This is a genomic window from Streptomyces sp. NPDC037301, from assembly GCF_055602785.1.
Map to the genome: position 1 here is coordinate 98357 of NZ_JBVJWD010000020.1, position 17020 is coordinate 115376.

General features: G+C 69.4%; 15 protein-coding genes and 1 riboswitch. Of the genes, 1 reads left to right on the forward strand and 14 read right to left on the reverse strand.

Features of this window, described 5'->3' with window-relative positions; translation table 11 throughout:
* Window positions 1-52: 52 nt before the first annotated feature.
* The 13 genes from ACZ7IB_RS28500 to ACZ7IB_RS28560 all read right to left on the reverse strand — a co-directional run bounded on the left by ACZ7IB_RS28500 (window position 53) and on the right by ACZ7IB_RS28560 (window position 14134).
* Window positions 53-1357 carry a class I SAM-dependent methyltransferase gene (locus ACZ7IB_RS28500; protein ID WP_470916651.1) on the reverse strand — a complete coding sequence of 435 codons (1305 nt, stop codon included), beginning with the start codon at window positions 1355-1357 and terminating at the stop codon, window positions 53-55.
* 322 nt (window positions 1358-1679) lie between these two features.
* Complete coding sequence (locus tag ACZ7IB_RS28505) at window positions 1680-3065, reverse strand: NAD(P)/FAD-dependent oxidoreductase (RefSeq protein ID WP_470916652.1); 1386 nt, start codon at window positions 3063-3065, stop codon at window positions 1680-1682.
* 461 nt (window positions 3066-3526) lie between these two features.
* Window positions 3527-4468, reverse strand: a complete 942-nt coding sequence (locus ACZ7IB_RS28510) for a Ppx/GppA phosphatase family protein (RefSeq protein WP_470916653.1) — start codon at window positions 4466-4468, stop codon at window positions 3527-3529.
* 72 nt (window positions 4469-4540) lie between these two features.
* The gene (locus tag ACZ7IB_RS28515; RefSeq protein WP_470916654.1) at window positions 4541-5083 is read right to left on the reverse strand and encodes a DUF501 domain-containing protein; all 543 of its coding nucleotides are present in this window, start codon (window positions 5081-5083) and stop codon (window positions 4541-4543) included.
* A gap of 50 nt (window positions 5084-5133) precedes the next feature.
* The gene (locus ACZ7IB_RS28520; protein WP_470916655.1) at window positions 5134-5604 is read right to left on the reverse strand and encodes an FtsB family cell division protein; all 471 of its coding nucleotides are present in this window, start codon (window positions 5602-5604) and stop codon (window positions 5134-5136) included.
* Between the two features lie 102 nt (window positions 5605-5706).
* Window positions 5707-6987 carry a phosphopyruvate hydratase gene (gene eno, locus ACZ7IB_RS28525; RefSeq protein WP_470916656.1) on the reverse strand — a complete coding sequence of 427 codons (1281 nt, stop codon included), beginning with the start codon at window positions 6985-6987 and terminating at the stop codon, window positions 5707-5709.
* Between the two features lie 364 nt (window positions 6988-7351).
* Complete coding sequence (locus ACZ7IB_RS28530) at window positions 7352-8104, reverse strand: transglycosylase family protein (protein WP_470916657.1); 753 nt, start codon at window positions 8102-8104, stop codon at window positions 7352-7354.
* A 3-nt stretch (window positions 8105-8107) separates the two neighbouring features.
* A riboswitch (cyclic di-AMP (ydaO/yuaA leader) is annotated at window positions 8108-8279 on the reverse strand.
* A 299-nt stretch (window positions 8280-8578) separates the two neighbouring features.
* Window positions 8579-9532: a transglycosylase family protein gene (locus ACZ7IB_RS28535; RefSeq protein ID WP_470916658.1), complete on the reverse strand. Its 954-nt coding sequence runs from the start codon at window positions 9530-9532 to the stop codon at window positions 8579-8581.
* Window positions 9533-9656: 124 nt separating this feature from the next.
* The gene (locus ACZ7IB_RS28540) at window positions 9657-10949 is read right to left on the reverse strand and encodes a cytochrome P450 family protein (RefSeq protein ID WP_470916659.1); all 1293 of its coding nucleotides are present in this window, start codon (window positions 10947-10949) and stop codon (window positions 9657-9659) included.
* A gap of 9 nt (window positions 10950-10958) precedes the next feature.
* Window positions 10959-11921 (reverse strand): nucleoside triphosphate pyrophosphohydrolase, encoded by a 963-nt coding sequence (locus ACZ7IB_RS28545; protein WP_470916660.1) that lies wholly within the window; start codon window positions 11919-11921, stop codon window positions 10959-10961.
* A 44-nt stretch (window positions 11922-11965) separates the two neighbouring features.
* The gene (locus tag ACZ7IB_RS28550) at window positions 11966-12622 is read right to left on the reverse strand and encodes a SurA N-terminal domain-containing protein (RefSeq protein WP_470916661.1); all 657 of its coding nucleotides are present in this window, start codon (window positions 12620-12622) and stop codon (window positions 11966-11968) included.
* Window positions 12623-12770: 148 nt separating this feature from the next.
* Entirely contained in the window at window positions 12771-13172 is a 402-nt protein-coding gene (locus tag ACZ7IB_RS28555) for a GtrA family protein (RefSeq protein WP_470916662.1), read from the reverse strand.
* Window positions 13169-14134, reverse strand: coding sequence for a glycosyltransferase family 2 protein (locus ACZ7IB_RS28560; protein ID WP_470916663.1), 966 nt, complete (start codon window positions 14132-14134; stop codon window positions 13169-13171). The genes ACZ7IB_RS28555 and ACZ7IB_RS28560 overlap by 4 nt, the downstream gene beginning before the upstream one ends.
* 123 nt (window positions 14135-14257) lie before the next feature.
* Between ACZ7IB_RS28560 and ACZ7IB_RS28565 the strand changes: the two genes are divergently transcribed.
* Window positions 14258-16747 (forward strand): YfhO family protein, encoded by a 2490-nt coding sequence (locus ACZ7IB_RS28565; protein ID WP_470916664.1) that lies wholly within the window; start codon window positions 14258-14260, stop codon window positions 16745-16747.
* Here ACZ7IB_RS28565 and ACZ7IB_RS28570 read toward each other — a convergent pair.
* A complete protein-coding gene (locus ACZ7IB_RS28570; protein WP_470916665.1) occupies window positions 16744-16953 on the reverse strand; it encodes a hypothetical protein in 210 nt (69 codons plus the stop codon). The genes ACZ7IB_RS28565 and ACZ7IB_RS28570 overlap by 4 nt on opposite strands.
* Between the last annotated feature and the right edge of the window lie 67 nt (window positions 16954-17020).

Genomic DNA, 17020 nt, shown 5'->3' on the forward strand with positions numbered 1-17020 from the left:
CCGGTACCCGCAGCACGGAGCTGCGGGTACCGGCCCTCGGTCCGTGCCGGTGTCAGCCGGTCGCCGACGCCGTCCAGTCGCGGGCCCGCAGCGGCATGCGGGCGGCCCCGCCCTCCGCCGGGCGTACCACGAGGACCTGGTTGACGCCGATCTTGTTGTGTTCGAAGGAGAGGGCGGAGGCGGCCATGTAGAGACGCCAGACCCTGGCCCGTCCCGGCGAGGTCATCCGGACCGCGCGGTCCCAGTTCTTCTCCAGGTTGGCGACCCAGCTGCGCAGGGTCAGTGCGTAGTGCTCGCGGATCGACTCGACGTCACGTGCCTCGAAGCCGGCTTCCTCGAGGGTGGCCACGGTCCGTCCCACCGGGGCCAGTTCGCCGTCCGGGAAGACATAGGCGTCGATGAACTCGTCCACGTGGTACGCGGACTCGTCCCTCTCGGGGCGGCGGGCGATCTGGTGGTTGAGCAGCCGGCCGCCGGGCTTGAGGAGTGCGTAGAGGTCGTCGGCGTATTCGCGGAAGCGGACCGATCCGACGTGTTCCGCCATGCCGATGGACGAGATGGCGTCGTACGGGCCGTCCCTGACGTCCCGGTAGTCCTGGACCCGGATCTCGATCCGGTCGGTCAGGCCCTCTTCCGCGATGCGCTTCCTGGCGTAGGCGGCCTGTTCGACGGAGATGGTCACTCCGGTGACCCGGGCACCGTACTCGCGGGCCGCGTGGATGGCCATGGAGCCCCAGCCGCAGCCGACGTCGAGGAGGCGGTCGCCCTCCTTCAGCGCGAGCTTGCGGCAGACCAGGTCGAGCTTGTCGCGCTGGGCGCCCTCAAGATTCCCGTCGTCCTCCCAGTAGGCGCAGGAGTAGACCATGGACGGGCCGAGGACCAGTTCGTAGAAGTCATTGCCCACGTCGTAGTGGTGGCTGATGGCCTCCTTGTCGCGGCGCTTGGTGTGGAGGGTGCCGGTGCGGCGGCGTACCTCCTCGGGCGGCGGGGGCGGCGGGAGCCAGGGCCCGGCGAGCTGCAGCAGCCCTTTGGCGAAGGCCCGCACCTTCGGGTCGCGGACCGGGTGGACGCTGTCCTTGGCCTCCACGCCCCGGTCCCAGATCAGCGAGGCCATCAGATCCAGGGCCTCGTACAGATCACCTTCGATGTCGAGTTCGCCCGCCACCCAGGCGCGGGCCAGGCCCAGTTCACCCGGCTTCCACAGCAGCCGGCGCAGCGCGCGGCGGCTGTGGATGACGAGGACGGGGGCACCGGGCGGTCCTGATTCGCTGCCGTCCCAGGCCCGGATACGGACCGGCAGCCTTTCTCCCAGCAACTCCTCGGCGAGAGCGGTCAGCCGCAATGCGGCGTCTGCCATGGCGCACACCTCCGTGATGGTGTTCCCAATGTGCCCAAACATGTCCAAACATGCCTGCAACCACGCCGAGCACCCGCGGCGCCACGACGAGGTACTACACCGTCAACAGTCTGCGGAGCGCGCACCATCCCGCTACAGCGCAACGGAACGGCAAAATACCTGCATGACACACGTATTCATTGGTGCTCCGCCATCAGGCCCCGTACCGTGCCCCGCCACGCGGCGGCCGGACGCGCCGAAGGGGCCGTCCGCACCACGGATGGCGGACGGCCCCTTCGGGGGTTGTGCACGTACTGCGCGGGCGAGTGGACCCGCGGGCGGACTAGGAGGCCTTGGCCTTCTCGCCCTCGGCCTTGACGACGGCCGGTGCCGGGGCCGGCTTGGCGGCCTCGTAGAACTCCTCGCGCGGCGTCTCCATGGCGCCGAGCGAGACGACCTCGCGCTTGAGGAACATCGCAAGGGTCCAGTCGGCGAAGATCCGGATCTTGCGGTTCCAGGTCGGCATCGCCAGGCCGTGGTAGCCACGGTGCATGTACCAGGCGAGACGGCCCTTGAGCTTGATCTTCATCTTGCCCATGACGATCATCGCAACGCCCTTGTGCAGCCCCAGACCGGCGACCGCACCCTTGTTGGCGTGGCTGTATTCCTTCTGCGGGAAGCCGCGCATCCCGGAGATGACGTTGTCACCGAGGACCTTGGCCTGACGCAGCGCGTGCTGGGCGTTCGGCGGGCACCAGGCGTTCGGGTTGCCGGCCTTGCGGCCGACCATGTCCGGAACCTGGGCGTTGTCGCCTGCGGCCCAGATGTAGTCGGTGCCCTGCACCTGGAGCTTCTCGGAGGTGTCCACGTGACCGCGCGGACCGAGCGGCAGACCGAAGCGGGCCAGCGCCGGGTTCGGCTTCACGCCGGCCGTCCACACGATCGTGTTGGAGTCGACCTCGAGGCCGTTCTTCAGCACGACATGACCGTCGACGCAGGAGTCCATGGAGGTCGAGAGGAAGACCTCGACGCCACGGGACTCCAGGTGCTCCCGGCCCCAGGTACCCAGCTTCGGGCCGACCTCGGGAAGGATCTTGTCCGCGGCGTCGACAAGGATGAAGCGCATGTCCTCGCGCTTCACGTTCGTGTAGTACTTCGCCGCGTCGCGGGCCATGTCCTCGACCTCGCCGATGGTCTCCGCACCGGCGAACCCGCCGCCCACGAAGACGAACGTCAACGCCCGGCGGCGGACGTCCTCATCGGTCGTCGAGTCGGCCTTGTCCAACTGCTCGAGGACGTGGTTGCGCAGGCCGATGGCCTCCTCAATGCCCTTCATACCGATGCCCTGTTCGGCGAGGCCGGGGATCGGGAAGGTGCGGGAGACCGCGCCCATCGCGATGACCAGGTAGTCGAAGGGCAGCTCGTAGGCCTCGCCGACGAGCGGCGCGACCGTGGCGACCTTGCGGTCCTGATCGATGGTCGTGACGCGGCCGGTGAGAACCTCGGCCTTCGGCAGTACGCGTCGCAGCGGGACGACGACATGCCGAGGCGAGATGCTGCCGGCGGCGGCTTCGGGGAGGAAGGGCTGGTAGGTCATGTACGACCGGGGGTCGACGACCGTGACGGTCGCCTCGCCGTAGCGCATCTTCTTCAGAATGCGCCGAGCTGCGTACAGGCCTACGTACCCACCGCCTACTACGAGGATCCTGGGACGCTCCGTGGTGCTCATGCCATCGAGTATCCACCCCCCTCGGAGGGCATGCTCGTGAGCCCCTTCACAAGGTATGGCCCACCCTCTGCTACACTTCGCCGCCCGCGTGACCGAGGTCATGGCGCCGGAGGGGAACCACGGCGTAGTGGCGAACGTTGTTCACCGCCTGTGAGCTGGCCCTTGAGCCTCCGAACCGGGTGAACCACCGCCCCGATTCACATGCCGGCAACGCGTCCGGAACAGTCCCGTATCGATACGGAACGACCCCGCGAGCGGCCCTGGATGCCCATACGGACCAGAACTGCCCCCCACGGGGTCGAATTCCTTGTGAAGAAGTTCACGAACTTCGTTGCGACGTGTCTCGCGAGGCACCCCCCGGGTGGTCCACGAAGGCTCAAAAGTGCAGGCCGGAGTGCGCATGAGCATCGCTCTCCCGCCCTGCGGAAGGCCCGCCGCACGCCTCCCCCGCACGAGCAGACCTACGCGATCGACCAGCCGATTCCGTCGAGGATGTCGTGCTCGCTGACGACGATCTCCTGGGCCCCGGTCCGCTTCATCACGGCGAGCAGGATCAGCGCTCCCGAAGTGATCACATCGACCCGTCCCGGATGCATCGCGCCGATCGCGGCACGCTCGGCGTGGGTGGAGGTGACGAGCCGTCCGGTGATCTCCTGGACCTGGTCGAGGGAGATCCGGGAGTGATGGATCGCCTCGGAGTCGTACGCGTCGAGCCCCAGGGCGATCGCGGCGACCGTGGTGACCGTCCCGGCGAGGCCGACGAGGGTGGCGGCCCCGGTGAGCGGGACACTCTCCTCGGCGAGATCGAGGGCGGCGTCGATGTCGGCGCGGATCGCGGTGATCTGACCGAGGGTCGGCGGATCGCTCACGACACCGTCGTGCACGAGGTGCCGCTCGGTCATCCGTACGCAGCCGATGTCCACGGAGCGCGCGGCCCGCACATGGTCGTCGCCGACGACGAACTCGGTGGAGCCGCCGCCGATGTCCACGACGAGATACGGCTTCGCGAGGTGATCTCGGCCCGCGAGCTCCTTGGTGGCGCCGGTGAAGGAGAACTCCGCCTCCTGGTCGCCGCTGATCACCTCGGGCTCGACGCCCAGGATGTCCAGCACGCCACGGACGAACTCGTCCCTGTTCTCCGCGTCGCGGGAGGCGGAGGTGGCGACGAAGCGTATCTTCTGCGCCCCGTACTCCTTGATCACCTCCGCGTACTGGCGGCATGCGGAGAACGTCCGCTCCAGGGCCTCGGGCGCGAGCCGGCCGGTGCGGTCGACGCCCTGGCCGAGGCGGACGATCTCCATCCGGCGGTCGAGCTCGACGAGCTCACCGGTGGACGGGTCCGCGTCGGCGACGAGCAGACGGATGGAGTTGGTACCGCAGTCGATGGCGGCCACGCGAGTCATGAATGCTCCTGTGGGATCAAGCCCCTCCGGCGATCGAGGAGCGGGGGCCGGGGGCGGAGCCCCCCGGAACGGTCAGGCCTCGTCGCCCGCGTCCGCGGACTGGCAGGGCGTCACGCACGGCCCCTTGCGCCACCACTGCGGCAGCATCGCGATCGCCTCGTCGCCGAGCGGGTTCACCCCGGGCCCCGCGGCCAGCGAGTGCCCGACCAGCACGTGCAGACACTTCACCCGGTCCGGCATGCCCCCCGCACTCGGAAAGCCCTCAAGGACCTCGATGGCATCGCGCCGGACGATGTAGTCCTCGTGCGCGGCCCGGTACGCGGCGGCCAGCTCGGGGTCCGTACCGAGGCGCTCGGTCATCTCCTTCATGACGCCGTTCGCCTCCAGCGTGCCGATCGCGGACGCGGCACGCGGGCACGTCAGGTAGTACGTCGTCGGGAACGGCGTACCGTCCTCCAGCCGGGGCTGCGTCTCGACCACGTCCGGGTTGCCGCACGGGCAGCGGTGCGCGATCGCGCGCAGCCCGCGCGGCGGGCGGCCCAGCTGCTGCTGGAACGCGGCGATGTCCGCCTCGGTGGGCGCGGTGGACTCGGTCTGCGGAGGGGGGGTTTCCATGCCTGCCTAGGTTCTGATCGGGCTGCGGTTCTGCAGATGGATGAAGAGAGTCAGTCGCGGTCGGCGCTGTCGACGCCGTCCCAGAGATTGGAGTGCCACGGCCGTCCGGACTTGTCCGTCTCGCCGTTGCGCTCCTTGACGGCGTCGGGGTCGATCACCGTGTAGCCGGTCTCCCCGGGGAGAAGGTAGTGCAGGTGCTTGCGGGCCAGCTGCCTGATGTACGCATCGTCCTGGAGGCGCGCCTTCTCGTCGCGCAGCTCCTCGGTGCGGGCCGCGGCCTCCTGCGCCATACGCTCCTGGTCGGCGATCTCGTCCCGCTGCGACACGTACTGCCGCATCGGGTACGCGAGCGCGACCACCAGGGAGCAGACGACGAGGGCGAGGAAGGCCGCCCGGCCGGTGAGCCGGGAGCGGCGGGCCTGACGGCGGCTCTGCGACCGGTAGACGCGGGCGGCGGTCTGCTCGCCGAGCAGCCGCAGCCGGGTCGCGGTGGAGAACCGGTCCCGGTCCTTCGCGGCCATGTGTCCGCCTCCCCATTACGCACGTCCGTCCCCGCACACGGTACGGGACCGAGTGCGGGGACGGACGGAGGCCGAGGCCTTCGGCCCTCGAAGGGCCAGTGCTCAGCCCTTGAAACGCGGGAACGCCGAGCGGCCCGCGTACACCGCGGCGTCGTCGAGGATCTCCTCGATGCGCAGCAGCTGGTTGTACTTGGCGACGCGGTCCGAGCGGGCCGGGGCACCGGTCTTGATCTGACCGCAGTTCACCGCGACGGCGAGGTCTGCGATGGTGACGTCCTCGGTCTCGCCGGAGCGGTGGGACATCATGCACTTGAAGCCGTTGCGCTGGGCCAGTTCGACGGCGTCCAGGGTCTCGGTCAGCGAGCCGATCTGGTTGACCTTGACGAGCAGGGCGTTGGCGGAGCCCTCCTCGATGCCGCGGGCCAGACGCTCCGGGTTGGTGACGAACAGGTCGTCGCCGACGATCTGCACCTTGGCGCCGAGCTTCTGGGTGATGACGTTCCAGCCGGCCCAGTCGTCCTCGTACAGCGGGTCCTCGATGGAGACCAGCGGGTACGCGGAGATGAGCTCCTCGTAGTACTCGGTCATCTCGGCGGCCGAGCGGGACTTGCCCTCGAACTCGTACTTGCCGTCCTTGTAGAACTCGGACGCGGCGACGTCGAGCGCGAGCGCGATGTCCTTGCCCGGGGCGTAGCCGGCTTCCTTGATGGCCTCGAGGATGAGGTCGAGGGCGGCGCGGTTCGACTCCAGGTTCGGCGCGAAGCCGCCCTCGTCGCCGAGACCGGTCGAAAGACCCTTGGTCTTCAGGACCTTCTTCAGCGTGTGGTAGACCTCGGCGCCCCAGCGCAGGGCCTCGGAGAAGGACTCCGCGCCGATCGGGGCGATCATGAACTCCTGGATGTCCACGTTGGAGTCGGCGTGCGACCCACCGTTGAGGATGTTCATCATCGGAACGGGCAGCAGGTGCGCGTTCGGACCACCGAGGTAGCGGAACAGCGGCAGGTCCGAGGCCTCGGAGGCGGCGTGGGCGACGGCCAGCGAGACGCCGAGGATGGCGTTGGCGCCGAGCGAACCCTTGTTCTCGGTGGCGTCCAGGTCGAACATCGCCTGGTCGATCAGCCGCTGCTCGGTCGCGTCGTAGCCGACGAGCTCCGGGCCGATCTGCTCGATCACGGCGAGGACGGCCTTCTCGACGCCCTTGCCCTGGTAACGGTTGGGGTCACCGTCGCGAAGCTCAATGGCCTCGAACGCACCGGTGGAGGCGCCGGACGGCACGGCAGCACGACCCGTGCTGCCGTCGTCGAGGCCAACCTCGACCTCGACCGTGGGGTTCCCCCGGGAGTCGAGGATTTCCCGGGCTACGACGACGTCGATGGACGGCACGAGGCATCTCCTTCTGGGATATGACACTGGTTGTGCAGGGTCACTTTGGCCTTGCGACAAGAGCCTAACCGGCCCGGCCCGCTCAGTCGGACGACCGCCCGTCCCCTGGGACGAAAAAGGACCCAAGAGCGAGCATTGCCGGGCAAACGGTCAGAATTTTACTGATCAGCAACTACAACAGTTGAACGATCACCCATAGCCAACACCCCCTGTGCGGCACACGGGGCTCCCTCTGTACAGGGGTGACGCACCACACGTGGAGGCGGCGTATCGGACAGAGGTGCCGCGTCACGCAGAAACCCCGGCCCGGCGCGTACGGGGGATTGCGCGCCGGGCCGGGGTGCTCGGGGGGAGTGAGCCTGAACTACTTCGTCAGGTGGAGCTGCTGACCCGGGTAGATCAGGTCGGCGTCCTTGACGATGTCCTTGTTCAGCTCGAACAGCTGCTGCCAGCCGCCCTTGACCTTGTGGTCGGCGGCGATCTTGCTCAGGGAGTCGCCGGAGGCGACCTTGTACTCGCCGTCGCCCTTCTTGACCTTCTCGCCGGTCGGGGTGGTGACGGTCTTCTCGGCCTGCGGGGCGGCGGAGCGGTCCGAACGGGAGGCGGCCGGGGCCTCGGTGCGCTCGGTCTTCTCCGGCTGGGCCTGCCGCTTCGGCGCGGCCGGGGTGCTCTTCTGCTCGGTGGCGTTGGAGCTGGAGGTGGAGTTCGAGGAGGAGCCGGTGTCGACGCCCGGGTCGACACCGTCGTTGGTCAGGTTGCCGGCACCGGCGCAGCCCCAGGCACCCGGCCCCTGCATGTCGAGGAGCTTCTCGGCGGTGGCGATCTGCTGAGCCTTGGTGGCCAGGTCGGCACGGGAGGCGTACTGCGTACCACCGGCGGCGGCCCAGCTGGACTGCGAGAACTGCAGACCGCCGTAGTAGCCGTTACCGGTATTGATGGACCAGTTGCCACCGGACTCGCACTGGGCGACGGCGTCCCAGGTGGCGACAGAGGCGGCGGAGGCGCCGGTCGCGCCCATCAGCGGTACGGCGACAGCGGTACCGGCGACACCGGCGAGCGTGGCGATACGGACGGCCTTGGACGGGCGGCGGTGCTTGCCCTTGCTGGAAAGCAGCATGGAACTTCTCCTCACCGACGCCTACGAGGTGAGCTGTCGGGTTCGGGCCAAGTGAGTTGCCCGGTCGCACGTCCTAGCACGCGACTTCACCCCAAGCCGGTCCTGATGCGTCTTTCGACGATCGGGCCCGGCGCTTACCTGGGTCCCCCGCTCCTGCCTACGGCGCTTTACGCGTCTGTTCCCTTCGACCGACGGCAGGATTCGGCGTGACGGTCGACGGGGCCCGCGGTGCGAGCGGTTCCGACCGTAAACATACGCAACCCTCACATTCAAAGACGGACACATCGGACAATCTTCCCCTACTTGCATCTGAGGAACCGTCGTTTTCGCAGGTGGGGGCGGTGCAGAAGGGTTACCCGGACGCGACACGCCAGTTGACGCAAAGAGACCCATGTCTCACTTACACATAAGCGGACATAGGTCTCTGAACTACCCCAGTTTTTGAGGCCTTTTTAACCGATTTTCAGACCGACCTCACTCGGCCTTCACATCGAGATCGAGGCTCTGGCCAGGGAGGATGAGGTCCGGGTCGGAGCCGACGGCATCCTTGTTGGCCTCGTAGAGTGCGGGCCAGCCACCGGAAACCTTCTGTGCGTCAGCAATCGCCCAGAGGTTGTCGCCGGGGTGCACGGTGTACGTACCGTCGGCGACCGAAGCGCCCGCGTCGCGCGCGTCGGCGTCACCGCGGGAGGCGTGGCGGCCCGACTCGCGGTCAACGCCGTACGCATCCCGGCTCCCTTCGGGGGCCGGCGCGCCGCGGTGCTTGCCACCGACACCGTCGGACGAATCGGATGAACCGGATGAGCCGGACGAATCGGGCACCCCGGAGGACGGAGTGGCCGGCGCGGTGGCCGGAGGCTTCGCGGACGTCCTGGCCTTGTCGGCCGACTTGTCGGCGGCGCTCGAGCCCTTCGAGCCGCCCGTACCGTCCGAGGCCCTGCCCGACGGCGCGGCGTCATCGGACGGGGCCGCCGACGCACCGTCAGCCGGCTCCGCGCTCTGTGTCGGCTCGGAGGAGGGTGCGGACCCCGGGTCGACACCCGGCAGCGTCCCGTCCACCGCGAGGCCGGAGATGACCGCACAGCTGGGCCACGCCTGCGGGCCCTTGTCGTCCAGGACCTTCTGGGCCACGGCTATCTGCTGCGCGCGGCTGGCGAGGTCGGCACGCGGGGCGTACGTCTCGCCGCCGTACGCCTTCCAGGTCTCCTGCGAGAACTGCAGACCGCCATAGAAGCCGTTGCCGAGGTCGGCGCTCCACATGCCGCCGCTCTCGCACTCGGCCACCCGGTCCCAGGTCGTGGCGTCGGCCGCGTGCGCACCGGACGCGCCGAGCAGCGGGATGGCGATGGCCGATCCGGTCACGCCCGCGGCGACGACGATGGCGGGTGCCTGACGAGGGCGACGGTGTCTGCCGTTCGCGGAGCCCATGGGGTTGCCTTCCGTGTGACTGACGAGTGACTGGTGAGTCGAACGGTGAACCTAGCGGGACTCGAACGTGTGTCACAAGTCGATGCAGCACAGATCACGTGAAAGTCACAGAGTTGACGGATCGTCACTTCATGCCGGGGGCGGACCCCGGCGCGAACTCCACGGGCAGAGTGCGCAGTCCACGCATGATGAGCCCGCCACGCCACCGCAAATCGGTAGGTTCCACCGCAAGCCGCAGATCCGGAAGGCGCCTCAGAAGCGTCGCGAGCGCGGCCTGTCCCTCCAGTCGGGCGAGCGGTGCTCCCAGGCAGTAGTGGATGCCGTGCCCGTATCCGAGGTGCTGATTGTCACGCCGTGCGAGGTCGAGCGTGTCGGGGTCCTCGAAGCGCTCCGGGTCGCGGTCGGCTGCGGCGAGTACGACGAGTACGGGGTCGCCGGCCGCGATGTCCTGTCCGCCGAGCGTCAGCGGCTCGGTGGCGAACCGCCAGGTCGCCAGCTCCACCGGGCCGTCGTATCGCAGCAGTTCCTCGATCCCGGTCTCCAGCAGATTGCTCTCCCCCGTGTCGAGGGAGTGCTGCAGCCGCTCGCGCTGTGCGGGGTTGCGCAGCAGTGCGTACACCCCGTTGCCGATGAGGTTGACCGTCGTCTCGAACCCGGCGAAGAGCAGGATGAAGGCCATGGCCGCGGCCTCGTTCTCGGTGAGGTGCTCGCCGTGGTCGCTGGCCCGGATCAGCCCCGAGATCAGGTCGTCCCCCGGGTTCTCCCGCTTGCGGTGGATCAGTTCGGCGAGATAGCCGCGCATCTTCTTCACCGACCTGGCCACCCCGCCGCGCGGGCCGCCGCCGTGGCGGATCATCATGCCCGCCCAGTCCCGGAAGTCGTCCTGGTCCTCGCGCGGGACGCCGAGCAGATCGCAGATCGCGTAGATGGGCAGCGGGAACGCGAAGTCGTGGATGAGGTCCGCCTTCCCCTCCGCGATGAAGCGGTCGATGAGGCGGTCCGTCAGTTCCTGCACCCGCGGCGCGAACTCGGCGACCCGGCGCGGAGTGAACGCCTTGGAGACGAGGCGGCGCAGCCGGGTGTGGTCGGGCGGGTCGATGTTCAGCAGATGCGTCATCAGCTCCGCCTTGCGCTCGCCCGGGATGCCCGTCTTCCCCTTGGCGTGCGCCGGCTCGGCGTGGTGCGCCGGGTTCTTGGAGAGCCGGGTGTCGGCGAGCGCCTGCCGGGCGTCGGTGTACCGGGTCACGAGCCAGGCCTCGACACCGCTGGGCAGCGCGGTCCGGTGTACGGGACTGTGCTCGCGCAGCCAGGCGTAGGCCGGGTACGGGTCGGTGGCGAACTCCCAGGTGAAGAGTTCGGGGGCGCCGGCGGGGCAGGCGGGGTGATCGGCTGGGCGGTCGGCGGGGCTGTGGTTCACCCCCCGACGTTATCCGTTGCCCTCCGCCGCCCGGATGGCGTCCCGGTAGGCGCGGCCCGCGGCCCGCAGTGCGGCTTCGGGGTCGACGCCGTCCTGTTCGGCGTGTACGGCGAGGGCGAGGAGCTCGTAACCGATGCCGTCGCCCGTGGGGAGCGCCACATCGAGCCCTGCGGTACGGACCCGGCCGGCCAGTTTCGCCGCGAGCGCCAGTCCGGGCTGGCCGAGCGGGACTCCGTCGGTGACCGAGTCGCGCTGCTTCTCGATGGCCTTGGTCCGCAGCCAGTGGGCGTGCACGTCCTGAGGGGTCTCGGCGGTCTCGTCGCCGAAGACGTGCGGGTGGCGGTGGATCAGCTTCTCGACGAGGGTCGCGGCCACGTCGTCGACGGAGAACGGCTCGTCCTCGGCCTCCTCGGCGATCCGGGCGTGGAAGACGACCTGCAGGAGTACGTCCCCGAGCTCCTCGCGCAGCTCGTCGCGGTCGCCGTCCTCGATCGCCTCGACGAGTTCGTACGCCTCCTCGATGGCGTACTTGGCGAGGCCCTTGTGGGTCTTCTGCGAGGTCCAGGGGCATTCGATCCGGATCCGGTCCATGACCTGGACCAGATCGAGGAGCCGGGCGCCCGGCAGATCGTACGAACCGGGCAGCAACTCCAGGTCCGGCATCTGCACCCGGCCCGAACCGGCGAGCCGGGCCAGCCCATCGGTCAGCGGCTGGCTGCCCTCGCCGCCCGTGAGAACGACGACGCTCCGGCCGCCCGCACAGGCGTCGACGAGCTCCTGCGCGGTGGGCGCGGAATGCTCGACGCCGACGCCCGCCTCGCGCAGATACGGCAGCTGCGGGTGGTCCGGCTCGGCGCAGAGCACCCGGTCGGCGGCGTGCAGCGTCTGCCAGGCGGGCCAGGACAGCAGTCCCGGCGCGACACGGTGGCTGGCGGTGAGCAGGACGATGCGGCCGGGGTCTTCAGCGTTCACCGTTCGAATCTACCTCGGTCGGTCCGGCCGCCGTTTTCCACGGTCTAGGCGCCGGACCCGTCGCCCGTCTCCGCGGGCTTGGTGACCTGGGTGATCCAGGGAGCCTTGTAGTTGGCGAGCTGGGTCTGCTTGTTGTCCCAGGCGCCGTAGCGCGGATTGACGTCGACCTTCAGTGCCTTCGACGCCTTGCTGAGCGCATCGCCGACGGCCTTCTGCCCCTCGGGCTGCTGCAGGTCGGCGCCGAGCGCCTGGGCCAGCTTCGTCAGCTGGACCTGCTCGCGCAGGACGGCATCGATCTGGCCGGGGGCGACCCAGCTCTGCTGGAGCATCGCCATCCGCAGCTGCGCCTCTCCGCCGGACTGGGCGGCCGCCGCCTTCCGCATCTGCTGGATCTCGTTGCGGCTGACGGTCACGCCCGCGTCCTGCGCGGCCCGGTCCAGGACCCGGTCGAAGATCATGCCGTGCAGCTTGGCCCGGCTGAGCTGCCCGGACTTGTCGATGAGCTGGGACGCGTCCTTCGAATCGCGCTGGGCCTCGCGTACGGCCGCCACCTGGCCCTGCAGCGTGGACACCTCGATCCGGTCCCCGCCCACGAGGGCCGCGGCGCCCGGGTGGGCCTGGCCGCCGCAGGCGGTCAGGAGTGGGGCTCCGGCGAGCAGGGCGGCGGAGACGGTGAGCGCGGTGCGACGGCGGCGGTGCAAAGGAACCTCCCGGGGAGAGTTTGTGCATCAGTGCACAAGACCTTGCGGTGATCGATGTTAGGCAGTGGATGTGGTTGGGGCCACTGGTTCGACCAACGATTCGGAAGGAGTTGGGGATGTGGGCCCGCTCAGGGGTGCCCGGCGGCGCTCAGGACACGCGTTCGGCCGCAGGGACCTTGCTGTCCGGGCGCAGCATGATCGTGCGCGAGACGGCGAATGTGATCGGGATGGCCGCCGCGGCCGCGATCAGCGGCGCGTACCGGCTGCTGAACCCGGCGAGGTCGACCAGCAGATAGACACCGCCGGTCGTGATGACGAAGTTGGCGGCGTTGGTGAGCGGGAAGAGCAGGAACTTCCGCCAGGTCGGGCGGGTCCGATAGGTGAAGTAGGAGTTCAGGAAGAAGGAGCCGGTCATGCTCAGCGCAAAAGCGACCACATGGGCGGCGATGTACGGCAGCCAGGTCAGCAGGACGAGGTAGCAGCCGTAGTACGTGCCGGTGTTCACGACTCCCACGAGGGCGAACCGGGCCATCTGTGCCTTGACCGTCATCGGCGTGCGAACTCCTGGGGCTCCCGTATCGACTGCGGCGCCGCTTGGGTGTTCGTGGCCTTCACCAGGAAGTGCGGGCGTCGCTTCACCTCGTAGTAAATACGGCCGACGTACTCACCGACCACCCCGACCATCACCATCTGGACCCCGGCAAGGGCGGTGACCACGACGAGCAGGGTGACATAGCCGGGGGTGTCGACCCCTCTCACCAGCGCGACGCCGACGATCCACGCTGCGTAGGCGAAGGCGACGGACAGCAGCAGCATGCCCAGATAAAGCGCTGCGCGCAGTGGCTTGTTGTTGAAGGAGAGAAGCCCGTCGAGACCGTAATTGAGAAGCTTTCCGAAGGTCCAGGCGGAACGGCCCTGCTCGCGGACGGCATTCTCGTAACTGAAGGTCGTGGTACGGAATCCCACCCAGGCGAAAAGGCCTTTGGAGAACCGGTTGTATTCGGTGAGTTCCAGTACGGCGTCGACGGTGCGGCGGGACAGCAGCCTGAAGTCGCCGACGCCGTCGACCAGTTCCACGTCCACCAGGCGGTTGATCAGCCAGTAGTAGGCGCGTGCGCTGACGGTGCGGGTGACGCGGTCGCCCTTGCGGGTGCGGCGGGCGATCACCTGGTCGTAGCCGTCCTCGTACTCCTGGAGCATCCGGCCCACGAGCTCCGGCGGGTGCTGGAGGTCGGCGTCCATGATGACGACCGCGTCGCCCTCGGCGTGCTGGAGGCCGGCCAGCATGGCGGCCTCCTTGCCGAAGTTTCGGCTGAAGGAGACATAGCGGGCCCGCGGGTCGGCGGCGGCCAGCTCCTGAAGGATCGCCAGGGTCCGGTCCGCGCTGCCGTCGTCGACGTAGACCAGCTGGAATTCATGACCCAGCCTGGTCATTTCGTCCGTGACGCGTTCATGGAAGCGTTCGAGGATCTCTTCCTCGTTGAAACAAGGCACCACCAGCGAGATCAGCACGCATGCACATCAACCCGTCCACATGTCGGAATCCGATGCTTCATATGACCGATGGGCGTCCATCGCGTGAACTGACCTATTTCGACAGGGGTTTGTGCGATCGAGGCTGGCATATTCCTGCGTATGCCGACTTTCCGTCCCCGCCTGCGTGCGGGCTCGCTCGCCGCGCTGCTCACCGTCGCCGCCGTCTGTGCGGGTGATGCCTGGGCGCGCAGCTTTCCGTTCGGGCCGCGCACCCGGAGCGTCAACGACCTGGGCAATCAGTTCGTGCCGTTCCACGCCCGGCTGTGGGACCTGCTGCACGGGAGCGCCGACGGCGGGGTGCTGCTCAACTGGTCGTCCGGGTACGGGACGAGCTTTCTGCCGGATCTCGGCACCTATCTGACCAGCCCGTTCGCCCTGCTCGTCGGGGTCTTCCCGCGCGACCGGTTGGATCTCGCGGTCTATGTGGTGACGGTGCTGAAAATGGCGTCGGCCGCGGCGCTCATGGCCCTGTTGCTGCTGACGCTGCGCGGCGGTCGCTGGTGGGCGGCGGGCGTGCTCGGTGGTTCGTACGCACTGTGCGGCTGGTCGGTCGTCGAGGCGTCGTACAACCCGATGTGGCTGGACGGTCTGGTCGCCCTGCCGCTGCTCTGCCTGGCCGCTGAGTGGGCCCGGACGGGACGGCACCGCATCGCCGCGCCGTTGCTCGTCGCGGTGGTGTGGGTGGCCAACTTCTACACGGCGTACATGGCGACACTCGGGGCCGCTCTGGTCCTTGCGGTCCGGCTCTTCACGGAGCGGGAGGACCGACGGGCGGTGGGCCGGGGGCTGGTGCGGGCGGTCTGCACGGTCGGGGTGGGTATCGGTCTCGCGGCGCCCGTCCTGATTCCCGTCTATCTGGGGACGAAGCACGCCTACCCGGGCTGGGACCGGACGTTCGCACCCGCCGCCTGGCCCGATGTACTCGCCCGGCTGCTGCCCAACACGTACAGCTTCTTCACCCCGGCTCTCTTCCTCGGCACGGGCACCCTGCTCCTGGCCTGTGCGCTGGCCTTCCAGCAGTCCGTGCCGCGGCGCGAGCGGTGGGCGTGGGCGGGGCTGGTGGCAGGGGTCGCGCTGTCGTTGCAGTGGGGGCCGACGCATCTGCTCTGGCATGCCTTCGCCACACCCAACGGAAGTCCGTACCGGCAGACGTTCGTACTGGCCGGGCTGGTGGTGATCGCCGCCTGGATCTCGGTCTCGTACGACTGGCCGGGGTGGCGGGCACTGCTCGGCGGGGGCGCGGTGCTGGTACTGATCGCGGCCGGAGCCGGCTTCAGCGACCTGGTCACGCGGTGGACGTATCCGCTGTTCGCGGCCGGCCTGGTGGCGGCGGTGGGCGCTCTGCTGCTGGTCGGGCGTGGCCGGAGGTTCGCGGTGCTCGCCGCCGTGCTGCTGATCGGCGCACAGGCCGGGCAGGCCGCCGCGACCACCGCGTTCGCCGACCGGCAGAAGCTGAAACGGCTCGACCACTACGCGCCCTGGGGCGAGCGGCAGCGGATACAGGCGGCGGCAGTCGCGGGCGCCGACGGCTGGCCGCGCTATCGCACCGACCCCGGCCGGGAGCAGACCACGGCGAACGATCCGCTGCTGGTGGGCGGGCAGGGCGCCGCGTACTACAGCAGCCATACGCCGGCTGTGCTGACCCGCACGCTGCGGGCGCTGGGCGGCGGGTGGAAATCGAACGGCCGGGCCTTGCAGAGCCTCGACAACCCCGTCACGGACGCGATCTTCTCGGTCGGTGCGCGGGTGCGCGGGCCGCGCGATCCGCATCAGGTGTGGAACGCCCCCGACGACCGGCCGGTGACGGTGAGCCGCCAGGAGGCGCCGCCGCTGGTGACGGTACGGCGGCCGGGCGGGCCCGTGGCCTTCGGCCGGTCGCCGTTCCGGAACCAGGAGGAGTTGCTCGGCTCGGCGGTCTACACGGTGCCGACGACGGTGCTGCGCGCGCGGGACGGTGGCGCGGTGGCGGACCGGGGTGCGTACGACTACCGGGTGGGGCGCGGTACGTACACGCTGACCGCCCACTGTCCGGCCGCCTCGGAGGCGTATCTGTGGACGCCCGACCTGTTCGGCTCTGCGCGGCTCGGCAAGGGCCCGGAGGTCGAATTCAAGGGGCAGCTCCCGGCCCGCCGCGCCCCGATGGAGCGCCTGGGGGCGGCGGGCGGGAGCGCGCCGGTGGTGGTCACGCTGACCGCTGTACACGAGGGGACCGTGCCGCACGAGGCGATCGGCTGCCTGGACCGGTCCCGGCTGGCCTCGGTGGTCGCCGGTCTGAAGCGCACAGGTGCGACCGCCGTCCATGTCACCACCGACGGCATACGGGCCGAACTGCCGCCCGGCAGCACCGGAACGGTCGTGATCGCCGCGCCCCGGATCGCGGGCTGGAGCTGCCAGGGGCGGCCCGCGGACAGCTATCTGGGCCTGGTCTCCGCACCGGTCCCCGCCCACGGCACCTCCGTCGACTGCACGTTCCGCCCCCCGGGCCTGCGCGCGGGTGCGACGGCGGGCGCGGGCGCGGTGCTCGCCCTGCTGGTGACGGGGGTTTGGGGGGCGCGGCGGCGACGGCGGGGTCCGGCCTCCGGGAACTAGCCCACGATCGCGACCGGGGCGTCCCAGGCGTTCCGGTCGATCGTGAGCGTGCCGCCGGTGTGCGTCACCTTCTTGTTGACGGCGTACTGGTGGCCGCGCCGGTGCCCGGTGTACAGCGTCGAGGCGTACGGGAAGCCCGTGGTGGTGGAGTACACATCGTCGTAACGGGCGTACCAGAGGATCTCCGGCAGGTCCGTACGGTCCACGCTTCGCCGCCGACCCGCACCCGATCACCCGACCCTGCCCGGCCCTCCTCCGTCCCCGCCCGCGCAG

Bases quoted from the DNA above. Each gene is read 5' to 3' on its own strand.
- ACZ7IB_RS28520 (WP_470916655.1), bottom strand. From the start codon at position 5,604: ATGGCCGCGAAGGACCGGGACCGGTTCTCCACCGCGACCCGGCTGCGG.
- ACZ7IB_RS28535 (WP_470916658.1), bottom strand. From the start codon at position 9,532: ATGGGCTCCGCGAACGGCAGACACCGTCGCCCTCGTCAGGCACCCGCC.
- ACZ7IB_RS28510 (WP_470916653.1), bottom strand. From the start codon at position 4,468: ATGACTCGCGTGGCCGCCATCGACTGCGGTACCAACTCCATCCGTCTG.
- ACZ7IB_RS28500 (WP_470916651.1), bottom strand. From the start codon at position 1,357: ATGGCAGACGCCGCATTGCGGCTGACCGCTCTCGCCGAGGAGTTGCTG.
- ACZ7IB_RS28530 (WP_470916657.1), bottom strand. From the start codon at position 8,104: ATGCTGCTTTCCAGCAAGGGCAAGCACCGCCGCCCGTCCAAGGCCGTC.
- ACZ7IB_RS28565 (WP_470916664.1), top strand. From the start codon at position 14,258: ATGCCGACTTTCCGTCCCCGCCTGCGTGCGGGCTCGCTCGCCGCGCTG.
- ACZ7IB_RS28505 (WP_470916652.1), bottom strand. From the start codon at position 3,065: ATGAGCACCACGGAGCGTCCCAGGATCCTCGTAGTAGGCGGTGGGTAC.
- ACZ7IB_RS28555 (WP_470916662.1), bottom strand. From the start codon at position 13,172: ATGACGGTCAAGGCACAGATGGCCCGGTTCGCCCTCGTGGGAGTCGTG.
- ACZ7IB_RS28515 (WP_470916654.1), bottom strand. From the start codon at position 5,083: ATGGAAACCCCCCCTCCGCAGACCGAGTCCACCGCGCCCACCGAGGCG.